Raw genomic sequence first — 18,193 nt, forward strand, 5'->3', positions numbered from 1 at the left:
ATATCCCCATACAAAACGGCTATAGGCCAAAATCTATAAGGAATTCCAGAAAACCGAAATATTACGTCCCACACCATAGCCCACAGTTGCTATCGAGCAGAATGACCCTTCCAGGAAGCAGAGGAGGCAGACCGGCGAGAGCATGAGTATCTGGACCAGGTGAGGTAGGGAGAGGAGAGGGGGGAATCGCCCACCCGGCAGCAGGTCTGAAGGCTTGGGTAACCAAAGGGTGCTGCCGCTGACCTAAAAATGACCCATTGGTCAGTTTTCAATCAGCGCCAACAGGCCAGGTCTTAGTAGTGCCTGAGGCATGATCAAAAACACAGCGAGCCCCGGCCGGTGACCCCACCAGCCGGGGCTTTGCTTTTTCAGGCGATTTTGTTGCCTGAAACCGCGCCATCATTTCTCACCCTTCCCATAGCATCGAAGCATCCCCATTTTTGGACATGCGATCGATGCGACAACCACTCAAAACAACCCTGAGACGGCTGGTCAACGTGACCGTGATCGGCCTGTATCTCAACAGCATGACCTTCAACGCCTAGGCCGACGCTGTGACCGCTGGATCTTCGGCCGGGCAATCTGTAGGCCAGCAGGTACTTCAGGTGTTCGATGGCGGGGACGCCTCGGTCACGCTTCAGGACCTGTTCCCTGAAACTGGAGACACTGCCTCGCTCGAGAACGTCTACGGCGACGATGTGAAGACGATCGATCTCGGGTTGCGAGCAAACACCCGTCTTCAATCGGAATCGTCCTCTGAGGGAGAGGCATACCGAACCCTGATCGACAGCGGCAACCGCATGTCGGTAGATCTCTCCAACGACCCTATGCTCAATCAGGCTGATCAAGTTCGTTCCCCTGACTTCATGGATGGGTTTAAGCAGAACTTCGCGGACTGCACCTCTACCGAAGTTTTTGAGAACGTGACGAAAAACGCCCATGTTGCCAATTACAAAACATGTGAGCGCGTCGTGGATCAAGGCGGAAACGTTGAGTTCCTGCATGACTACAAGGTAGGTGTAATCGAATACGTTTCCGGGCAGCCAAACTTTCAGTCGTGCGGACCAGGTTGCTTGTACATCTGGGTCGGCATGGTAGGGGACAACTACTGGAGCGGGAACTGCAAAATCTATGAGGAGTACACCCGATTCCGCGTGATAGCCAAGGACGCCATTATTTCAGCTACCGTCGACAGAGCTGTTTTCGACGAATCCTTCGTACGCTTAGAGGACCAGCGCGAACCATTGGTGGACGTGGGCCGAGCTATTCAGGCGCGCGTGCTGCAGTGGGTTGCGTTGCCGGTCGGTGTGGGCATCGGCCACACCAAAACCCTCGCCAAGGCAGCACAACATGCCTCGAAGATCTGGCGTGAGAAAACCGGTGGTGTTGTAGACCTGCGCAAGCCGGAGGCTGTTGAGTGGTTGTTGCGCCGGATGCCTGTCGAAGAAGTGTGGGGCATTGGCAGGCGTATGCGCGATAACCTGGCCGGTGAAGGCATTAAAACAGCGTGGGAGCTATCCCACGCTGAGCCGCGAACAATGGGCCGCAAATACTCAGTGGTCTTGGAACGAACGATCAGGGAGCTTCGCGGCGAGTCCTGCATCGACATGGAACAAAGCCCACCGGACACACAGACCATTTGCTCAAGCAAGATGTTTGGTCAGCGCGTCCACACAATCGAGGGGCTTGGCCAGGCGTTGGCCACCTATATCCACAAGGCCGCTGAGAAGCTGCGCAAGCAGCGATCTTTGTGCGGTGGCCTGCGGATCGGCATACAGACCTCGTTCCATGGCGACGGTCCGAAGTACGCCAATGCAGCCACGGTCATTCCCGACTACCCAACAGATGACGTGCGCGTGCTGACAAAGCACGCGCTGCGTGCGTTGGAAGGCATCTACAGGCCGGGCTTTGCGTACAGCAAAGCTGAGGTCATGTTAATGGATCTGCGAAAGCGTGGTGAGTACACGCAAGATCTGTTCACGCCGAGTCAACCGGCGCGCACTGACGCGCTCATGAGCGTTATGGACAAGATCAACAGACGGTGGGGACATGATTGCTTACGCACTGCAGCTGTTCCCCTGTCGCCGGACTGGGGCATGCGTAGGGCTCTGCTGAGCCCTAGTTACATGACCAGTTGGGATCAGATGTGGACGGTGCAATGCTAGTCGTCTAAGAATTCTTTGGCCGGGGCTGGAACATCAACCCAGTCAGCCTTTTTCATCCATTGCACGAATTCATCAACGGACTGCCCGCTTTTGGCGTGAAGATCCGCAAGCATTCCCGACAGCTTCCCATAAGACGTTTCAAAGGTTTCCTCGTCTTCAACCTCTGCGTAACTACCGTAGGGGTCATCAGAATTGAAGACCTGGCCAATGTGCTTGCCGTGAACCCAGCGGAGGTGTTCGTGTTCCCGCCAGTAGTGCGGAAACCGTGTGGCCACCTCGCTCCAGTCGGTGATGGTGTAGTGGTCGGGGTAGTTGCAACCGGCGTTTGACGTATACACCCAATACAACGCGCCAAGCGTTGGATGGACGGTGCTAACAAGGACTTCGCTCATGCGCAGCCTCCTAATCAGGGCATTCTCGCGTGCGAGAATTGTCTTAGTTTCTGGCTGGGGGAAATGCGGGGATCGCCTCTCCCTTGGGGTCGGTGCTTGCGTCCCATGCCCACCACCTGGTCCCGTAGTGGGTCCGGTAGTAATCAGCCTTTACCTCTTTTCGTGCCAGATACTTGGGATCAGCACGGCCATATACCTCCATCGGATACTCAGTGCCGGCACTGGCGTCCATCAACCAGAAATCGGGGAATACCTGGTCTTCGCTTGAGTCGAACCGCAAGGGTTTGACGAACCTGCGTGATTCCTCACGCAACCTCGCCTCGATCACCGCTTCATAGGACGATTCCACCGGGATCCACTCGTCACTGACCACCATCAACGCGACATTGAGCGCCTGTGCTTTACCCGGTTCTGTGGGTTGATCGGTCTGAACAATCGCTATAACCCGCCGTCCTTGCCTCCAGGCCGACAGCTCACGCTTGAATCGGCGAGCAACGGTCGACCAGATCTAGTCATCGAGGAACATGCGAGGTACGCCATTGAAACCCGTGATGGTCAGGTAGCGAGCTGCGGTCTTTTCTCGGTCTTCGGTATGGCCTGCAAGTGGAGCGATCACCAGTAAGCGACGGTTGTTCTTGATCGCGCTCTTGACCTTCCGCTCGTTGGCCTCGGATTGAAACCCCTTCGAGCCCGCCGCAATGACAAGCGCATCGCCGATCCGCATTCTCGACGCAAGCATTCGATCTGCTGCGTCCTGTAGCCTGCTATGAACGAGGCCCAACCCGCGTTTACCTGCCATGCCCCGCGACCATGTATTGAGCCCGGCTTCATTCCAAAGCAGGTGCAACAAGCCCAACAGGGTCAAGGCCGGTTTGGTGGCTTTGCCGCTGCCCGAGCTGCTGCCGGTGGCTTCGGGTGCCTGTCCAGTGTCTGCGGGCTCTTTCTTGCGTAACGAGAGGGTGAGCTTGATCTTTAGATCACCCTCGGACGTTTCTTCAACCACGCCTTTGCTGTACGAGCCAAGGCCCGATTTATCGGGATCTGGCGAGTAGTAAACGCAATCCAAGGCGTGTTCGGCGCCGGTGCGTGGATACCGCGAAAGGTGGAATGAGTCGCTATCCGACATATGCCGTACAGCAAGAAGACGGCAACCGGTGCCAGGGCATTGGCAACTGACGGTCGCCTGCTTGTGCGCTTTCTTCAGTACAGCTTTCCACTGAGGTGCATAGCTGGCCTGAGTTTGAAACTGTTCGCTGTAGGTTTTGATTGATGGCCCGTGCGCAATGCACACGGTATATCTCTGATCAGACATAGTGATTTACTCCGTCTTATCAGAGCGGCTTGCAAGCTCCAGTACCGCGAAATACGCAAGCACGACCACGATAACGGATGCTGCGCCTTGAAAAAATCCCGGATACGCTGCGTATAAAGATTGCAACCTGGCTAACAAATCAATCGGATCAATTGGCATCATTCTTCACCCCAATTTGCTTCGCTGGCCAGTGAGAGTGCGTTGGTCCGCCGCGTCAGCAAGTCACACAGGTACTCGGCGTCATTCGTTGCGTCGGTCGAATCACGATCCAATGCGCTGTTCAGCGCATCGCAAAGCCAGCGACTGGTATCCGGTGCGCTCAAGACCTTCTGGATTTCAAGCTCTATCGCTGCCGGTGTAGTGTCGCCATGCGCTTGAACACCGATCCAATAGGCGTTTTCCCAAAGACTTTTCGGGTAGCCACCCATGAAGTCCCGGTGGAACGGGGCTTGTTCCCGACTGCCAATACGGTTCTGATTGGCGTCATTAATGCCCTGACGGTGGCCTTCTTCTTCGCAAAATTGGAATAGCTCGATCAGCTCAAACCCGCTGAATTCTGAGTCATACCTTGCGCTCCAAGGCATTCTGCCGCAATGATTAAACGAGATAGTCGGCGCATATTCTGCGGGGTTTTCGTGGAATCTGATGATGGTCATAGTAAGTACCGTTCCGGTTGTGAACGCATATCCGTTCGCTGTAAAACCTCACGTACCCGGTGTATACTCAGGCCGTGGATTTTTGCTCCTTCGCAAAAAACCTAGAAACCCGCAAGCATTGCCGTGCTGCGGGTTTCGTCATTTCAGTGCCTAGATCCATCGGTAGTAGGCATAGCGCTGGTCATGAATGCTGCGCTCTTTAGCTCATCGTTCCAAATGCGCAGAGTTTCTACGCACATAGGTCTGGCCAGAATTTCAGCGCGGGCTGCATCTAGGCTACGCTCCAGCTCTTTCAACCGCTCGCCGGGAGTCATGTTCAGATCCCAGCTTAGGTAAGAACGAAGGGCATATTGCATATCTGCCAAGAGGCTTGACACCTCACTACGACGCCATTGCGCTACAGAATGATTGCCCCACTTCGGGGGTTCGTCTTGCATCAATTTGCGAAGTTGCAAATGATCCTTGATATAGATTGATTGCCCCAAAACCTCCTGAGCGATCAGGGATAGTTCAAGTACCCGTAATTGCTCGGTTACTGTGTTCATTGGCAGCGTGAAATGGGTTTTTACCAATTGCTCGGCTTCTCGTTCCCATAACTGACGTTTTTTGGCCGTCGCTTTCTCAGTGCGGTCCTTGCGCTCTTTAGCGTGCTCCACGTTGTATTTAATGGAATCCAGAAGTGCAGCAGCATTGTTCAGCAGTTCATGCTGCTCTAGGGAAAGCTTGGCGCCCAGCCGTCCACGCAGTGAATTGTTCTGTGTAAAAGCACGTAGCTCGCGGGCTGCGCTGCTAAGCCCAGTCTGCACGCCACGCATGTCTTTGGCGCTGTAATAGGTGCCTATCTCCATGACAAGATCGGCTGTAATGCCTTTTGCCTTCGTAATCTCATCGCGTGTGTCTGCCATGATAAGTTTCCGCCGAATTGCCGTTAGTGGGTCAGATGCTTAAAGATCGTTTTTGTCGTGATGCGGAATAGAGGGCATATCAGGAAGATCTACGCCATCTAATGAATCTTGGGCCGGTGGTTCCATACCTGGACCAGCTGGCAATTGGATTTCCCCGTCGCTCATGGTCGGCAGTTGCTTTAGCTTGTTACTGCCGAGATCTGCTTGGTCTTCAGACGAAATAAGCACCCTTGCGTTGAAGCGGGCGTACTGCAGGTTTTCGCGCTTGTCTGCCCATGCGATTCGGCTATTCACCACATACGCAAGCGTTCCACCACGTTGGCCACCAACACTGATGGTTTGAATCCAGTTGTGCTTGGACAGGACGCTGATAGCGCGCTTCGTGGTCGCAATGGAAGTGTCCATCATCTTGGCCAAGGTCGACTGGCTGACGATCAATGCACCGGACTTGTCCATATGCTGGACAATGATGTGCATTAGTTGCCCGGCCCTCGGTGCCTGAGCGATCAGAGCCGCCCATGCTTCGTGCCCAGCTCGTTCCGTCTGAACCCATGTGCCGCGTTGTGTCGGTTGGACCAGTGCGCGGACTTCCCCTTCATCATCAATCATCGTGCCTCCGACAAGCTGTGTTAGCGTGTTTGATATCCTGCAAATTTGGAAGATATCGAACAAGGCAGGCTTATCTTAGCTCATGCTGTGAGCGATAGGTAGTGCATCCATGCACGTTATCTCTCACAAAATGAAGGATATCGTTCAAGGATGAACGAGGGGTAGCTCATGGGGGGGGTAGCTCATGCAGTGAGCTAACGTAGCTCACACCTAGTGAGCTATGGTGGTGCAAAGTAGGTGAACTGAGGTTCGCTCATGTTCTGAGCTAGGTAATGCCCTGGAAGCCCCGTAATTCAAGGGCCTCTATCTCCTGGTTCTAATGATCTCTAACCACTCCAACTCATGCAGTGGCTGTTAGGCACTCAAAGTCGCCTGCCGGCGGCGGCCAGTCGGGAATGAATGACAGACTACGGCTACGCCTTCGCTAGTCACTCATTCCCGACCGGCTCAACTGGATAAGCTTTCAACCAGTTCGTCTCGGATACGCATTACAGTCGTGGTTGAACAAACGGCATGACGGGCGATTGCTCGGATACCCAAGCCAGCGGCCAGAAGCTCACTAACACGCTTACGCAGCGCCAGATCTGCCGGTCTGCCTTTGTAAACACCTGCAGCTTTTGCTTTGGTGATGCCTTGCGACTGCCGGTGCCGACGCTGCAGATAATCCTTCCGGGCGATTGCCGCCATCATATCCGTCATCATTGAATTGATTGAGGCCAACATTCGATCAGTGAACTCGTCACCAGACGGCAATGTGAGACCCTGGTAACTAGTCGGAAGGTCGACGGCTACGATTCGCAGACCTCTGCTGTCTATCGCGGTTATCAGTGCCCGCCAGTCCTGGTCATTCATACGAGACAGCCGGTCAATAGCTTCAACCAGAATTATGTCACCCCGGCGCGCATCGTTCAGAAGGCGTTGAAGCTCTGGCCGATCAGCTAGCGTGCCGCTGATGTTCTCCATGTAACTGGCAGCGATAACCTTTCCGTGGCTCGCAACGAATTCTTCCAGTTGATCACGGGCGCGACTGGCGTCCTGATCCTCGGTGGAGGCTCGGAGATAAGCACGCACGAACATGGAAGCCTCTCTGTATCATTTTGGGTGTGTTTATCAAAGTGTATCAGAAAGGCTATCACTTAATATGAATCGTTCGGGCAGATCGAGAGCGCCGCCGTGTCTTACTTGAGATATACCCAAATATGACAAGGTGATCACACCTCGCAGGGGCCCCCCGTCATATTGATTACTCGCTTTTTCGTGCAGGCGCTGCGGTGGGTGTGGATGTCGCTAGGCTCGGACGTTATGCCCCTGTGCCGTTCGATACAGGGGCACCATGTTGCTGTTTCAGCGCTTCCAAGCTTCACGAAGCCTTGTCAGTACCGGCGCAGCATTTTCAACTGCCGTGCGGTGATCAGATGCCGCTGATATCTGCGCGATAGCATCAATCACGGGTTTGTACTGTTTGTCAGCCTTCTCCTTCCCGGCCAGTTTCACCAGCTCGGTGTGGCCAACATCAGGTAAAGGCAATGGTTTGTTGTTCAGCGCTTCGGTCCGAGCTTCGCGTGCGCTCTTATAATTCAGTTCGGCGGTGGCTAATTTTTGATAGTGCTTCTGCCGTTCGATTTGCTCTGGCTCGAACTCAGCGGCAAGTTGAAGCTGAGCCATCAGCTACAACGATTGGTCGATTCTGCTCACAGCTTCGGATAGAGGGCGTAGGATTTCGGACAGCTCTTTCATGGTGACTGGTTTGTCATTGCTCATGGTTTCAATTCCTTGTTGTCGACTTTTCTGATTCCTTAATCGGGAAACAATCAATGGTGAATGTGGTTCCTTTCTCAAGGTTGAGCTGGTTAGGTTGCGAACCCTTGAAAATCCGGTTCATTAGTTCGCCTTTCGGTGATCGAATTTCGCAACCTGGTGCGTCGTCAATAACGGGCTGATCAAATGTTCTGAAATCGAACGCTTTGTACTGTGCTGGATCCTGCTTATGGCCAATAAACGCAACTGTCAGAGCTGACAGGGCTCCCAGAACGCAGCCTATTACCAACACGCCTAAAAGGATTCGCTTCATGGGTCTACTCCCTGTGATTCATTGAATTCTTCTGCCAATAGCGCACGCGTGCCGCATCGGCTTCCTTGACGAAGCGATCGATCATGTCCGTGGGTGCGCAGATCTGCGCGCACTTCCAACCTTCAGGTGTCTTCATCAAGTAAGCCGAATAAATCTTGTCGCGAATGGCAAGTGCCCGTTGCTTGGTGAGCCCATGAGCATTTGCAACGGCTACAAGGCCCTTGCCTTCGACCAGCAGCTCATAAGCCACATCGAGGTTGCGCGCATGCATCTTTGACGTTGAACGGATCCGCTCGAATTCATCGGGCGGGATCCGTAGGTCCTGGTCAGCAACTCGGCTACTCATTCCGGTGCTTTCCAGTTCTCGGCCTGGGCGGCTCGGGCTTTGTCCAGCTCGGCTTTGAGATATTCGATTTCGGATTCCAGGGTTTCAACCTGTGCTGACAGGACGGTATTAGCCTCGCGTAGCTTGTCGAGTTCATCATCCAGAAGGGCAGGGCCAGCGGGTTTTGCTTTAGTTTTAGACCCGCCGTGAACGCGCAGCGCTTTAGTGCTGCGCAGCGCAGTTCTTACCTCTGTCCGCAGGTTCATATCTGGATTTGCGTCTGCACGCTGTAGCAGGTCAGCAGCTGCAGCGCTGTCCAAGCGATCAAGGCGACCAAGATCATTGACGGTCGATATATCCGCCGTGATGCCCTTGGTAACAGCCTCACGGCTGGCCCCGTCACTGGTTACGTTTTCCAGATAAGCGATGCGTTCCGCTACCCAATTGAGGCTTTTATTCCATTCGTCAGCAACCGCCTGCAGGGTTCCCAGCTCGTCCTTGTCGGCTTTAAGAGCGAGTGCAATGTCCAGCTGACTGAGGTTTTCGCTGTGTACGTTCTCTGAACGCTGGATGCGCTTGGCCTGTGCGTCTGTTAGTTCACGCACAACCGCTTTCAGCAACATGCCTTTCAGTTCGCAAGCCAGGTAACGGCGTTCACCTGCAACCATCAGGTATTTGAAACCTGACTCGGGTTTGGGGTGGGGACGGAGAATTGCAGGCTCGATCTGTCCGTTCTGTTCTATGTCGTCGCCCAGCTCCTCAAGCGACTCCTTGGAAAAGCCGGGGTTATTACGGTTTCGAATCTGCTTGATGCATTGGATTTCACCGGTGCTGACGCCGATGATGGTTTCACCATCATTGAGCGCCGGTTTCTTCTGAAAATCCGAAAGTTTTTTGGCAGTCGCAGAAACTGCCCTGCCAAAAGGATTTGGTGTCTTCGTCATGTTGTGATCTACCTCAGATTGACCAGACCTTCTCAAGAACAGCGGTACAGGCAGATTTCATTTCCCGTCCTGCAGCACGCTGACTACCGGATTTCGCCTTCCACCAAACCGGATTGCCGCTAGCGAGTGCCGAGTTGATGCATGGCCGGTGAACGATATGGACCGGAAACATGGCATCGCCATAGCTCTCCTGAAGGCTTGGCAACAGGTCAATTTCATTGGTTGATCGGCTGTTGATCTGGTTTGGAAGAAAACCGAGGAACTGCAAGTTCGGGTTGTACTGCTCACGCACAGCTTCGATAGTGGACAGAAGCTTGGGCATGCGAGCGAGTGTGAAGCCGCTGATATTGAAGGGTGACACTACCGCGTCAGATGCTGCGAGCGCGGCGATCATCCGGCGTTGCAGGTTGGGCGGTGTGTCAATCATGCAGAGGTCAAAATCAGCGGAGAAGTGATCGAGCGCTTCTTTCAACCTGGTCACGATGCTGAGATCCATGTCGTCAACATCCAGCAATGGAACATCGGCCTCGATTAGCCAGATGTTTGCCGCGACCTGGCGAGGGTACAAGCCCTTATATTCGTCGCTGAATAGCATGCTTGATTGGACATAGGTTGTGTCGTCACCGTCTTCGAGAGGCGGGTAGAACTGCGACAGATCGCCTTCATCGAGGTCGACGACAAGAACGCGTTTACCTTGCTCGGCTGCGAGACTGACAAGATGGACTTCAATAGTCGTTTTGCCGACGCCGCCTTTCTGGTTCGCCACGGTTGTGACTTTCATCGCCATGGGTATTCTCCGGTGAGCGCTGATTTGTGTAGGCACATCCTTGCATGGGTAAACCCATTGGTCAATACATATATAGGGTTTACTTTTCGCTATTTCTCGCATGCGAGAAAAAGGCAGACTGCTAAAATCGGCGCCGGGTCGGGGTTCTATAGAGCGGGGTGTTTCCTTGCGCATCTATGGGCACCGATCAAGGGTGGCGGATCAGGGCGGCTCCTGTCCGCCGCCCGACCTCTCTAGATCGGGCATTCTGACCGTCCGTCCTCTATTCGTAACAAAATCTCATTTCCGTTGTCATTAGGGCGTGAAGCACTGTCACGGTGCCACATCCGCTCTTAGGCAAGGCGCAGCCTTGCACCACTCGATGACGTGAATATGGAAATTCGCAGACCTTTTAAACACTTATAGAACCATAACCGTAGCCGGGCTAATGCCTGGGGCTAGGCCTTACGTTTTTTTCTGCACTGATCCAATTTTATTAAAATGAAAAATTGATTTTGTTTAATTAAATACTTATTATGTGTAACGAAATGTCGATTTCATGTAATAAAACCCGATAGAGGGAAGAAATGAGAGGTGGGATCTAGATCAAAGACGTGTAGGACTCCAGTATCGCCCCTGTATCTAGTGAACGGTTGCCCTGGGGAAATGATGCAGAGCCTAGACAAAAGAGAGTTGGCGGTTTTCGCCGTCGCACAGCCTGACTACCGGGTCGTTCTTGAGGAACGAATCGACAGCGACGGACGAAAGTGGGCATTAATTATTGAAAGTCCATCGACGGGACAGGTTTACAACGTTGTAACCGCGTTAGGGAAAACCAGGTTATTCAAGAATGCCGATACTGCTATCGACTTCATAAAGGAAACCTGCCCTAACAATCCTTTTAGAGTAATAACAGTAACGTACGGGGGTTCCCCGTCATGATGAAAGAGGCAATGGTATGCAATCTCAAACTTCCAAAGTTGGACGCACCGTAGAAGGACTGCACAAAGAAAGTTGGCGTACTTGGCTCAAGGCCAAGGCATCACAAACCCTGCAAAGCGTAATCTCGCAAAAGACCCCGTCGCACAAAGCGCTGATGCGTAATGACCGTATGGCCAAGGCCACCAAGTTAGCGACGCTGGGGTCGATTCTCTCGCTGGCCCTGATCCCTGAATTCGCAAATGCGGCACTGGACTTCAGTGGTTTGAAGAGCATGGCCAAGGACTTCGTATCCTTCCTCATCTTTGACGTTGGTTACTACCTGGGTATCGCAGCCATTGCGTTCTGCGGATTCCAGGCGAAGTCCGGTCGTATGTCGTGGGGCCAGTTCGGCTGGGCGGTATTCGGTATCTTCCTGGTGTTTTTTGCCCCGAACTTTGTCGACACGATCAAAGAAGGCGCTCAATCAAGCTTGAGGTAAACCATGGCCGAGCAAGATCCTGATGAAGGTGAAGTGCTCGTAGTGGCGATGGCCCGGCCATCAATGGTGGGGCCGTTTACCTTATCGAGTATTTTGATCAGCCTCATAACCCCAGTGTTGGCAGCACTGTTACTTCGATCACTTTATGTGCTCGTTACGATGCCAATACTGTTTGCCGCTGCGTACTGGATCTGTAGCAAAGACGTGTACTTGTTTGGTGTGCTTAGAGCGGCATTCAAGTTGAGAGCATCACGGCTACGTAAACTGTGGGGATATAGAAGTTATGCGCCTCGTTGATAAAGCTTTTAATAAGCTAGTGCGAAATATGGATCTTTCGCTTGGTGTCCAACATCCAGAAGGGTCCGATCAGGATCTCGATGAGTTGGTGGTCAGCGAGATGGTGCCGTATGACGTGCATTATGACGATCAAACAGTCATCACCGGCGAGGATTCACTGGTGCAGGTCATCAAGATTGATGGCCTGATGTTCGACTCGCTCACTAGCACGCAAATCAAGCTGTTCGAAGAACGCCGCAATACCGTGCTACGCACAGTGGCAAGCAGTGATTTTGCCATTTACGTTCATGTCATCCGCCGTAAGGTGATCGACTTTCCCGAAGGGCAGGGCGGTACTTGGTTCTCCAAGTATTTCAATGCCCGGTTGCGCAAGCGCTATGTGAACAGAGGTTTCTACGTCAACGAGATCTATATCTCGCTGGTTCGGAATCGCTTTCGCTCTGGCGTTCCAGGGCTCATGGATCGGGCAATTGCGCTGGTCACTGGTAACTCAGCTGCAGATGAAGCAGGCGAGACACATGAAGCCATGGCGGACTCGCTCTACAAGGCCGCAAACCTTGTACTGCGAGGCTTGTCCGACTACGGCGCTACTCGTCTGTGCATCCAGCGTCATCCGACCGCAACCAATGGTGTAGTTGATCGCGAAGCTGCATATCAAGCAGTGTCCCGCTTCCAGTGGAAATGGGACGACTTCAAGGTGCAGCTTGGTGATCACGCTGAGTACGACGCAGAAGCTGTTTACGATTACCTGGGCGAGGAATACTGCGAGCTGAGCAGCTTCTTCAACTACTTGATCAACCTTGAGTTCCGGAAGATCCCCGTCACTGAACTGAAAATCAAGGAGGCTTTGCCCTACGCCCGGTTGAATTTCCGCATCCTTGCAAACATGTGTGAGATTCGAGGCAGTACGTCAGCACGCATCGGTTCCATGTTGAGCATGGCCGAATGGCCGCGTCGTACACCGTCGCGCATGATGAACAAATTCCTTCAGCAGCCAGTTGAATTCATCATCACTCAGTCGTTTTTCTTCGAAAACCGTATTGAAGCTGAATCCGCGATGATGGATGAAACCCGGCGTCTCAAGGTTGCAGATCCACACAAAATCTCGGAGGACGATGCAAAGGAACTGGCAGAGGGTATTCGTGCTTTGCGCCGTGGCGATACGGTCAATGGAAAACATCACCTGACCATTTTCATTCACGTTCCATCAGACGCAAACACTACCGCCGAGAGCCGCAAAGCGAATGTGAAGCGACTGGATGATGCAGTTGGTTTGATCGAAGGGTGCTTTGTCGACCTGAACGTCAAGTCGGTTCGTGAGTGGTTGGCTCTTGAGACGTTCTTCTGGTCGCAGCTACCTGGTCAACAAGAAGCTCTTATCGGTCGCCGGGGAAAGATCAAGTCAACCAACTTTGCGGGCTTCGCATCGTTGCACAACTTTGCTCGCGGACGTCGTGACGGCAACCTGTGGGGCCCTGCAATCACTGCTTTCGAAACCGAAAGTGGCACTCAATACAACTTCAACTACCACCGTGAATTGGAAGGGATGGTCGCTGGCCACACTGGCGTGGCTGCAGGCACCGGCTCGGGTAAAACCGCATTGATCGCTGAAACCGTCAGTGAAGCGGACAAAGCCTTGCCGGTTGTGTACTGGTTTGACATGCGCTACGGGGCCACCGTTTTCATGATGGCCATGGGCGGCGTCCATTCGATCCTTTCCCCACACAACAGCATGGGTTGGAACCCCTTCAAATTGCCTGACACGGCTGAGAACCGTGCCTACCTCATTGATCTGCAGATCCAGATGCGGGAGTGCTACGCAAGCACCGCAACTGAGGCCGACGATATCAAGCGGTTCAAGGATGCAGTGAACGAGAACTACGAGCTGCCATTCGAAAATCGCCGGTTGCGCAATGTCGTATGGACCTACGGGCACGGCGCCTTAGCTGACGTTATGGCTATTTGGCATGGTGCCAAAGGAATCGAAGGTGCAAACGCCGGCGTTTTTGATAACGAAAATGACACTTTCGATCTCAGTAAGTCGCGGCATTACTGCTTTGAAATGTCGGAGCTGATGAAGGGCGGCGATGCACGCCCGGAATTGCCAGTAGTGATGAGCTACCCATTGCACTGCATTGAGCAGGCTATGGATGGCAGACCTTTCATTCTGGTTTTGGATGAAGGTCAGAACCTGGTCAAAAACGATTTTTGGCGCAATCGAATTGACAATTTCATCATGCAGATCCGCCGTAAAAACGGGATTTTGATCTTCATCACCCCGGACGCGAAGTACTTCCACAGTGAAACCGACTCCATCGACAAGCAGACCGTAACCAAGATCTACCTGGCCAGCGACTCGGTGAAAGACGAAGACCATAAGAACCTGACGGAGGAAGAAAAGAAGTGGTTGCGCGAGCTGAACCCAAAGGATCGCAAGTTCTTGATTCGTCGCGGCCAGGAATCGATTCGTGCGTGCTTCGACCTGTCCTCCGATAACCCTGACGAAGACCTGTCCGATTTCATTCCGGTCCTGTCTTCAAACGATGTTGGTGTGGCCTTGATGTACTCAATCATTGAGCGCCTGGGCACCAATGACCCCGAGGTCTGGGTGCCAGTTTTCATGGCAGAAGCCAAGGCCAATAACACCCACAACTTGAAGGCAATTCGATGATGAAGACGATAAAGAAACTGAGTTTGGCCATTGCCGTATCCATGGCAATTACCGGTCAGGCAGGCGCAACAGGCGTGCCAACTGGCGACGCGGGCACCTGGGCTGGACTGGCTCAAAACCTTGCGGAGCTGCGTGAGCAATACAAGGTGCTGAAACAGCAGTACGAAACGCAAACCGACATTATGAACAACATGCGCGGTTCCTATGGCCGTGGCGCTATCGGCCTGAGCGATTCGATCAACTCTGCATCGGTGGTTCCCGGTTCCTGGCAAGAAGTGGTTTCGCGTCAGAACTCTGGTGCCTACGGCAGCAAGCAGTCGTATTACGAGGAACTGGTCAACACCTTGCCGCAAGAGCTGTTCGCCAATCCTGACAGCAACCGGGCACGGGGCTACCAGCTCAGCTCTAACTCTGTCGTTGCCGCCATGTCTGCCGGTGAGGCGCTGTACAGCGAGGTACAGGTTCACTTGAACAACCTGACCACCCTTTCAATGCAAGTGGATAACACCACCAACGCGAAGGATGCCGCCGATCTGCAAAACCGGATCGCCACTGAAAACGGGATGCTCACTTCGGCCCAGTCAAAGCTGCAGGCGTTGAACATGAACCTGCAGACGAACCTGGCTAATCAGGAAAACCAAGCAACGTCGCAGAACGAACAGTTCTTCCGTTGGAAAAAAGACTAATTCTCGCGTGCGAGAAAAGGAGATCACATGAAAACTCTTTGGCTGATTCTCAAGATCCTCACCGTACCGGCCTGGGGGCCTCTGTGGCTGTTCTACCGGTTTGGCAAGTTCATGCTGCTGCTAGTCATCGTATCGGCCGCGTCGGGCTGTGTAACCAACACCGGCAAGATCGAAAAGTCGCCATGCGCGTGTGAGTTCAAGCCTTTCGTTATTCAGGCCAAGGAGGCCCGCAATGTCTAAGTTCTTCACCGTCACCAACACCGTGTGCGTGATCGTCGCCGGTTTTGTTGTGGGGACCATCATCTACGTCAACACCACCACCTTTCAGTTCGGTAGTGAGGCTCCTGCGGCTTCCAATGGCGATGCTCCAGTACGGATCGAAGCGTCCTCTGGCAACCCGTTGTTGAAAGCCACTAAAGCTGATGTGGCCAGGTGGTTTCCGGGGACATGCTTCGCCGAGATCTACATGAAGAGCCCATCGTATAAAGGGGGCCTGGTCGCTGGCTGCATCGACAAAACGTCGAAAGAGATCAAAGCCGAAACGGGTGTGGCACTTGGCGCTGATGACTTCCGTTCTTCCGAGGTCATCACGCACTTCAAGTCTGTGTACGGGGCATCGAATCCATGGCGGACCTAACCCTCAAGGGCCTGATTGGGGCGACCGATGAGGTGACAACTAGCTTTGTCGCCGAGGTCTTCCCAAATCTCGCTGGCTTGGTAGAGCCTCTGGTCTGGACAATCGCCGTCGCATATTGGGCAGTCCTGGGTATTCAGACCTATAACGGCAAAATCTCTGTTGCGCCGTGGGACATTGTTAAACGGGCAATGCTCACGTTTATGGTCTTCCTGACGCTTAATTGGTCAACGGGTGGGTCGGCGCTCTATCAGATTTGGGGTACTTGGACTGAAACCATTGCGGCACAAATCATGAGCCGAGGTGTTGATAGCACTTCAATGCTTGACGCGCTTTATGTGAATGTCGGACAGGTTGCAAGCACGCTGATGAACGTTAGCTGGCGTCAGTTTGGCATGATCATCATGGGTTCCGGTTTGTTTATGGTGAACTGCATTCTGTTTATCGCTGCAATCCTGAATATGCTGATTGCCAAGTTTGGCGCAGCAATAATTATGTGCATATTGCCAATACTGCTCGGTTTCATATTTTTCGAACAAACGCGGCAATGGACAATGAGCTGGTTTAGCAAAATGCTGAACTTATCGCTGATCTACATATTGTCCATCGCGATTGTTCGTTTTGGTTATGCGATTTTCGGCCAAGCAATTGATGAGATCGCCAATACAGCCACCATTTCGGATGCTGCATTGATCACCGCTCAACAATGGGGAACTCTTATCATCGTTGAAGGCGTGTTGATCATCTGCTTGTTGCAAGTTCGTGGGTGGGCAGCTGCGATTGCTACCAGCGCAACAGTCGGTGGTTCTTCACTGGCGATGATGGCATTGCGAACCGTAGGATTGGGGAAATAAGCAATGGACAAGACATTAAAGAAAGATGAGATTGCGCGCCGTCAGCGTCAACTCGAACACAAGAAGGTAAAACAAGAACGTAACCGTAGTTACTTTCTGAACGGTGCCTTCGCACTAGCCCTGGTGGGGTCGACCATAGCCATCGCGTTCCTGGCTGAAACAAAGACGTTCGTCAATGTGGTGACGGTGATCGGCGCCGATAATGAAGTGCTCAAGCAGCGCACGGTTACGGCGGAAAACGTCGACAAAGAGCAGGCTGTCATCGAAGGCGTTCTGTTTGATTTCATTCGTGCTTGTAACACCTTTGACCCTCGGCGCAAGCAACAGCTGTCCGATACCTGCCACACGTACATGACCCGCAATGTCGCTGTCGAATATGAGAAGGAGATCAGCCCCGATAACGCGCGCAATCCATACGCATCGCTCGGGGAAAACGACTGGATCGAAGCCCAACCCAAGCGCATGAACAAGATTGGCGATGAGTATCAGGTGATATTCATTTCAACCAATCACAAGTGGGGTGACAAAGAGCCAAGGGTTACTTCCTACCTGGCAACTATAAAGGTTGCACACACGATGATCCCTAGAGCCTTGGGTGATCGTTGGGAAAACCCGTTTGGCACCTTGGCAACTTTATACCGTAAGAGTGAAGAACTGAGCCGCCAGTAATTCATTCCCACAAGGAAACTAATCATGAAAAAACAGTTCGTTCTACCGACAGCTATTACCCTGAGTTTGGCTTTGTGTGCATTTAATGCACTAGCTGCAAAGTTGCCGAGGGCTCTGTCCTCTGACAACCGTGTCAAACAAGTGCCCTATGACCCAAACCAAATTTACGAACTGGTCGGCACTTACGGATACCAAACATCCATTGAGTTCGAAGCGGATGAAATGGTCAAGGTCGTAGCACTTGGTGACACGATTTCCTGGCAGAGCATGCCATTCCGTAACCGGGTTTTCTTGAAGCCCGTGGAAGACAATGCAGACACAAACATGACGGTGATTACATCCAAGCGGACGTATTACTTTCAGCTCAACAGTACGAAGGCGAAAACAAGTCAGTCGTACTTGATCCGATTCGTTTATCCGACCAGCCGTGTCACATCGTTTAACGATGCAGCGGAAACCCCAGCGCCTGCGGCTACTGGGCCAGTCACCAGCACCGGTACTCCTTCTTCCCCGAACATCAACTACGGCTATTCGGGTGACAAAGAAGCCATCGGCCTGCAGGGCGTTATGGATGATGGTCAGTTCACCAAGTTTTTGATGAAGAAGGGTGCGGATCTCCCGCAGTTTTACCGCGTGCTGCCTGATGGCACCGAGGCGATGGTCAATGCTCGCCGCGAGGGTGAGTATTGGGTGGTTCAGCGCCTGGCCAGCATGTTCGTGGTGCGCAGCGGCAATTCCTACATCTGCGTTGAAAACCTTTCGAATCCGTATAAACGCACTGTTACTCGGGGTGCGCGTGATGGGGGAGGGGCATAAC

At 52.9% G+C, this 18,193-nt stretch carries 23 protein-coding genes; 11 read left to right on the top strand and 12 right to left on the bottom strand.

The features are described from left to right. Positions 1 to 554: 554 nt before the first annotated feature. Positions 555 to 2,165, top strand: a complete 1,611-nt coding sequence (locus HK44_RS28465) for a Y-family DNA polymerase (protein WP_228409389.1) — start codon at positions 555 to 557, stop codon at positions 2,163 to 2,165. Here HK44_RS28465 and HK44_RS28470 read toward each other — a convergent pair. The 12 genes from HK44_RS28470 to HK44_RS28525 form a co-directional block, all read right to left on the bottom strand. Next, a complete protein-coding gene (locus tag HK44_RS28470; RefSeq protein ID WP_011117394.1) occupies positions 2,162 to 2,557 on the bottom strand; it encodes a hypothetical protein in 396 nt (131 codons plus the stop codon). The genes HK44_RS28465 and HK44_RS28470 overlap by 4 nt on opposite strands. 43 nt (positions 2,558 to 2,600) lie before the next feature. Continuing rightward, on the bottom strand, positions 2,601 to 3,065 hold the full coding sequence (locus tag HK44_RS30780; protein WP_080690698.1) for a DUF1173 family protein: 465 nt from the start codon (positions 3,063 to 3,065) through the stop codon (positions 2,601 to 2,603). Continuing rightward, positions 3,066 to 3,869 (bottom strand): DUF1173 family protein, encoded by an 804-nt coding sequence (locus tag HK44_RS30785; protein ID WP_011117392.1) that lies wholly within the window; start codon positions 3,867 to 3,869, stop codon positions 3,066 to 3,068. A 158-nt stretch (positions 3,870 to 4,027) separates the two neighbouring features. Then, positions 4,028 to 4,525 (bottom strand): hypothetical protein, encoded by a 498-nt coding sequence (locus HK44_RS30790; protein WP_011117391.1) that lies wholly within the window; start codon positions 4,523 to 4,525, stop codon positions 4,028 to 4,030. A gap of 143 nt (positions 4,526 to 4,668) precedes the next feature. Continuing rightward, positions 4,669 to 5,430: a hypothetical protein gene (locus tag HK44_RS28490; protein WP_011117390.1), complete on the bottom strand. Its 762-nt coding sequence runs from the start codon at positions 5,428 to 5,430 to the stop codon at positions 4,669 to 4,671. Between the two features lie 39 nt (positions 5,431 to 5,469). Continuing rightward, entirely contained in the window at positions 5,470 to 6,039 is a 570-nt protein-coding gene (locus HK44_RS28495) for a replication protein (RefSeq protein WP_011117389.1), read from the bottom strand. A gap of 447 nt (positions 6,040 to 6,486) precedes the next feature. After that, the gene (locus HK44_RS28500) at positions 6,487 to 7,116 is read right to left on the bottom strand and encodes a recombinase family protein (RefSeq protein ID WP_011117388.1); all 630 of its coding nucleotides are present in this window, start codon (positions 7,114 to 7,116) and stop codon (positions 6,487 to 6,489) included. A gap of 267 nt (positions 7,117 to 7,383) precedes the next feature. Then, positions 7,384 to 7,704 (bottom strand): hypothetical protein, encoded by a 321-nt coding sequence (locus HK44_RS28505; protein ID WP_012727769.1) that lies wholly within the window; start codon positions 7,702 to 7,704, stop codon positions 7,384 to 7,386. Positions 7,705 to 7,804: 100 nt separating this feature from the next. Continuing rightward, positions 7,805 to 8,110: a hypothetical protein gene (locus HK44_RS28510; RefSeq protein ID WP_011117387.1), complete on the bottom strand. Its 306-nt coding sequence runs from the start codon at positions 8,108 to 8,110 to the stop codon at positions 7,805 to 7,807. Positions 8,111 to 8,114: 4 nt separating this feature from the next. Then, complete coding sequence (locus HK44_RS28515; RefSeq protein ID WP_011117386.1) at positions 8,115 to 8,456, bottom strand: TrfB-related DNA-binding protein; 342 nt, start codon at positions 8,454 to 8,456, stop codon at positions 8,115 to 8,117. Next, complete coding sequence (locus HK44_RS28520) at positions 8,453 to 9,379, bottom strand: ParB/RepB/Spo0J family partition protein (RefSeq protein WP_011117385.1); 927 nt, start codon at positions 9,377 to 9,379, stop codon at positions 8,453 to 8,455. The genes HK44_RS28515 and HK44_RS28520 overlap by 4 nt, the downstream gene beginning before the upstream one ends. 13 nt (positions 9,380 to 9,392) lie before the next feature. Further along, positions 9,393 to 10,166, bottom strand: a complete 774-nt coding sequence (locus HK44_RS28525; RefSeq protein ID WP_019694514.1) for a ParA family protein — start codon at positions 10,164 to 10,166, stop codon at positions 9,393 to 9,395. Between the two features lie 645 nt (positions 10,167 to 10,811). On the opposite strand from HK44_RS28525, the gene HK44_RS30795 reads away from it, so the two are divergent. Genes HK44_RS30795 through HK44_RS28570 form a run of 10 tightly spaced genes read left to right on the top strand, consistent with a single transcriptional unit; the run spans position 10,812 to position 18,192 of the window. Then, the gene (locus tag HK44_RS30795; RefSeq protein ID WP_024265231.1) at positions 10,812 to 11,087 is read left to right on the top strand and encodes a hypothetical protein; all 276 of its coding nucleotides are present in this window, start codon (positions 10,812 to 10,814) and stop codon (positions 11,085 to 11,087) included. A 16-nt stretch (positions 11,088 to 11,103) separates the two neighbouring features. Then, positions 11,104 to 11,565, top strand: a complete 462-nt coding sequence (locus tag HK44_RS28530) for a TrbC/VirB2 family protein (RefSeq protein ID WP_011117467.1) — start codon at positions 11,104 to 11,106, stop codon at positions 11,563 to 11,565. 3 nt (positions 11,566 to 11,568) lie between these two features. After that, positions 11,569 to 11,862, top strand: coding sequence for a VirB3 family type IV secretion system protein (locus HK44_RS28535; RefSeq protein ID WP_011117466.1), 294 nt, complete (start codon positions 11,569 to 11,571; stop codon positions 11,860 to 11,862). 28 nt (positions 11,863 to 11,890) lie between these two features. Beyond that, complete coding sequence (locus HK44_RS28540) at positions 11,891 to 14,533, top strand: hypothetical protein (protein WP_019694561.1); 2,643 nt, start codon at positions 11,891 to 11,893, stop codon at positions 14,531 to 14,533. Then, the gene (locus HK44_RS28545) at positions 14,530 to 15,219 is read left to right on the top strand and encodes a type IV secretion system protein (RefSeq protein ID WP_011117464.1); all 690 of its coding nucleotides are present in this window, start codon (positions 14,530 to 14,532) and stop codon (positions 15,217 to 15,219) included. Before HK44_RS28540 ends, HK44_RS28545 begins: the two co-directional genes overlap by 4 nt. Before the next feature lie 27 nt (positions 15,220 to 15,246). Beyond that, complete coding sequence (locus HK44_RS28550) at positions 15,247 to 15,459, top strand: hypothetical protein (protein ID WP_011117463.1); 213 nt, start codon at positions 15,247 to 15,249, stop codon at positions 15,457 to 15,459. Next, positions 15,452 to 15,856, top strand: coding sequence for a hypothetical protein (locus tag HK44_RS28555; RefSeq protein WP_011117462.1), 405 nt, complete (start codon positions 15,452 to 15,454; stop codon positions 15,854 to 15,856). Before HK44_RS28550 ends, HK44_RS28555 begins: the two co-directional genes overlap by 8 nt. Continuing rightward, entirely contained in the window at positions 15,844 to 16,707 is an 864-nt protein-coding gene (locus tag HK44_RS28560) for a type IV secretion system protein (RefSeq protein WP_011117461.1), read from the top strand. Before HK44_RS28555 ends, HK44_RS28560 begins: the two co-directional genes overlap by 13 nt. Before the next feature lie 3 nt (positions 16,708 to 16,710). After that, positions 16,711 to 17,376 carry a type IV secretion system protein gene (locus HK44_RS28565; protein ID WP_011117460.1) on the top strand — a complete coding sequence of 222 codons (666 nt, stop codon included), beginning with the start codon at positions 16,711 to 16,713 and terminating at the stop codon, positions 17,374 to 17,376. 24 nt (positions 17,377 to 17,400) lie between these two features. Continuing rightward, a complete protein-coding gene (locus tag HK44_RS28570) occupies positions 17,401 to 18,192 on the top strand; it encodes a TrbG/VirB9 family P-type conjugative transfer protein (protein ID WP_011117459.1) in 792 nt (263 codons plus the stop codon). Position 18,193: the final 1 nt, after the last annotated feature.

Origin of the sequence: Pseudomonas fluorescens HK44, assembly GCF_000217955.3 — a bacterium.
Taxonomy (GTDB): Bacteria; Pseudomonadota; Gammaproteobacteria; order Pseudomonadales; family Pseudomonadaceae; genus Aquipseudomonas; species Aquipseudomonas fluorescens_AQ.

Excerpts from the sequence above, each read along its gene's own strand:
- HK44_RS28570 (WP_011117459.1), top strand. The coding sequence starts at position 17,401 with ATGAAAAAACAGTTCGTTCTACCGACAGCTATTACCCTGAGTTTGGCT.
- HK44_RS28510 (WP_011117387.1), bottom strand. The coding sequence starts at position 8,110 with ATGAAGCGAATCCTTTTAGGCGTGTTGGTAATAGGCTGCGTTCTGGGA.
- HK44_RS28520 (WP_011117385.1), bottom strand. The coding sequence starts at position 9,379 with ATGACGAAGACACCAAATCCTTTTGGCAGGGCAGTTTCTGCGACTGCC.
- HK44_RS28490 (WP_011117390.1), bottom strand. The coding sequence starts at position 5,430 with ATGGCAGACACACGCGATGAGATTACGAAGGCAAAAGGCATTACAGCC.
- HK44_RS28515 (WP_011117386.1), bottom strand. The coding sequence starts at position 8,456 with ATGAGTAGCCGAGTTGCTGACCAGGACCTACGGATCCCGCCCGATGAA.
- HK44_RS28505 (WP_012727769.1), bottom strand. The coding sequence starts at position 7,704 with ATGGCTCAGCTTCAACTTGCCGCTGAGTTCGAGCCAGAGCAAATCGAA.
- HK44_RS28530 (WP_011117467.1), top strand. The coding sequence starts at position 11,104 with ATGCAATCTCAAACTTCCAAAGTTGGACGCACCGTAGAAGGACTGCAC.
- HK44_RS28500 (WP_011117388.1), bottom strand. The coding sequence starts at position 7,116 with ATGTTCGTGCGTGCTTATCTCCGAGCCTCCACCGAGGATCAGGACGCC.
- HK44_RS28470 (WP_011117394.1), bottom strand. The coding sequence starts at position 2,557 with ATGAGCGAAGTCCTTGTTAGCACCGTCCATCCAACGCTTGGCGCGTTG.
- HK44_RS30790 (WP_011117391.1), bottom strand. The coding sequence starts at position 4,525 with ATGACCATCATCAGATTCCACGAAAACCCCGCAGAATATGCGCCGACT.
- HK44_RS30785 (WP_011117392.1), bottom strand. The coding sequence starts at position 3,869 with ATGTCTGATCAGAGATATACCGTGTGCATTGCGCACGGGCCATCAATC.
- HK44_RS28560 (WP_011117461.1), top strand. The coding sequence starts at position 15,844 with ATGGCGGACCTAACCCTCAAGGGCCTGATTGGGGCGACCGATGAGGTG.
- HK44_RS28535 (WP_011117466.1), top strand. The coding sequence starts at position 11,569 with ATGGCCGAGCAAGATCCTGATGAAGGTGAAGTGCTCGTAGTGGCGATG.
- HK44_RS28525 (WP_019694514.1), bottom strand. The coding sequence starts at position 10,166 with ATGGCGATGAAAGTCACAACCGTGGCGAACCAGAAAGGCGGCGTCGGC.
- HK44_RS28550 (WP_011117463.1), top strand. The coding sequence starts at position 15,247 with ATGAAAACTCTTTGGCTGATTCTCAAGATCCTCACCGTACCGGCCTGG.
- HK44_RS28555 (WP_011117462.1), top strand. The coding sequence starts at position 15,452 with ATGTCTAAGTTCTTCACCGTCACCAACACCGTGTGCGTGATCGTCGCC.
- HK44_RS28540 (WP_019694561.1), top strand. The coding sequence starts at position 11,891 with ATGGATCTTTCGCTTGGTGTCCAACATCCAGAAGGGTCCGATCAGGAT.
- HK44_RS28565 (WP_011117460.1), top strand. The coding sequence starts at position 16,711 with ATGGACAAGACATTAAAGAAAGATGAGATTGCGCGCCGTCAGCGTCAA.
- HK44_RS30795 (WP_024265231.1), top strand. The coding sequence starts at position 10,812 with ATGATGCAGAGCCTAGACAAAAGAGAGTTGGCGGTTTTCGCCGTCGCA.
- HK44_RS28495 (WP_011117389.1), bottom strand. The coding sequence starts at position 6,039 with ATGATTGATGATGAAGGGGAAGTCCGCGCACTGGTCCAACCGACACAA.
- HK44_RS28545 (WP_011117464.1), top strand. The coding sequence starts at position 14,530 with ATGATGAAGACGATAAAGAAACTGAGTTTGGCCATTGCCGTATCCATG.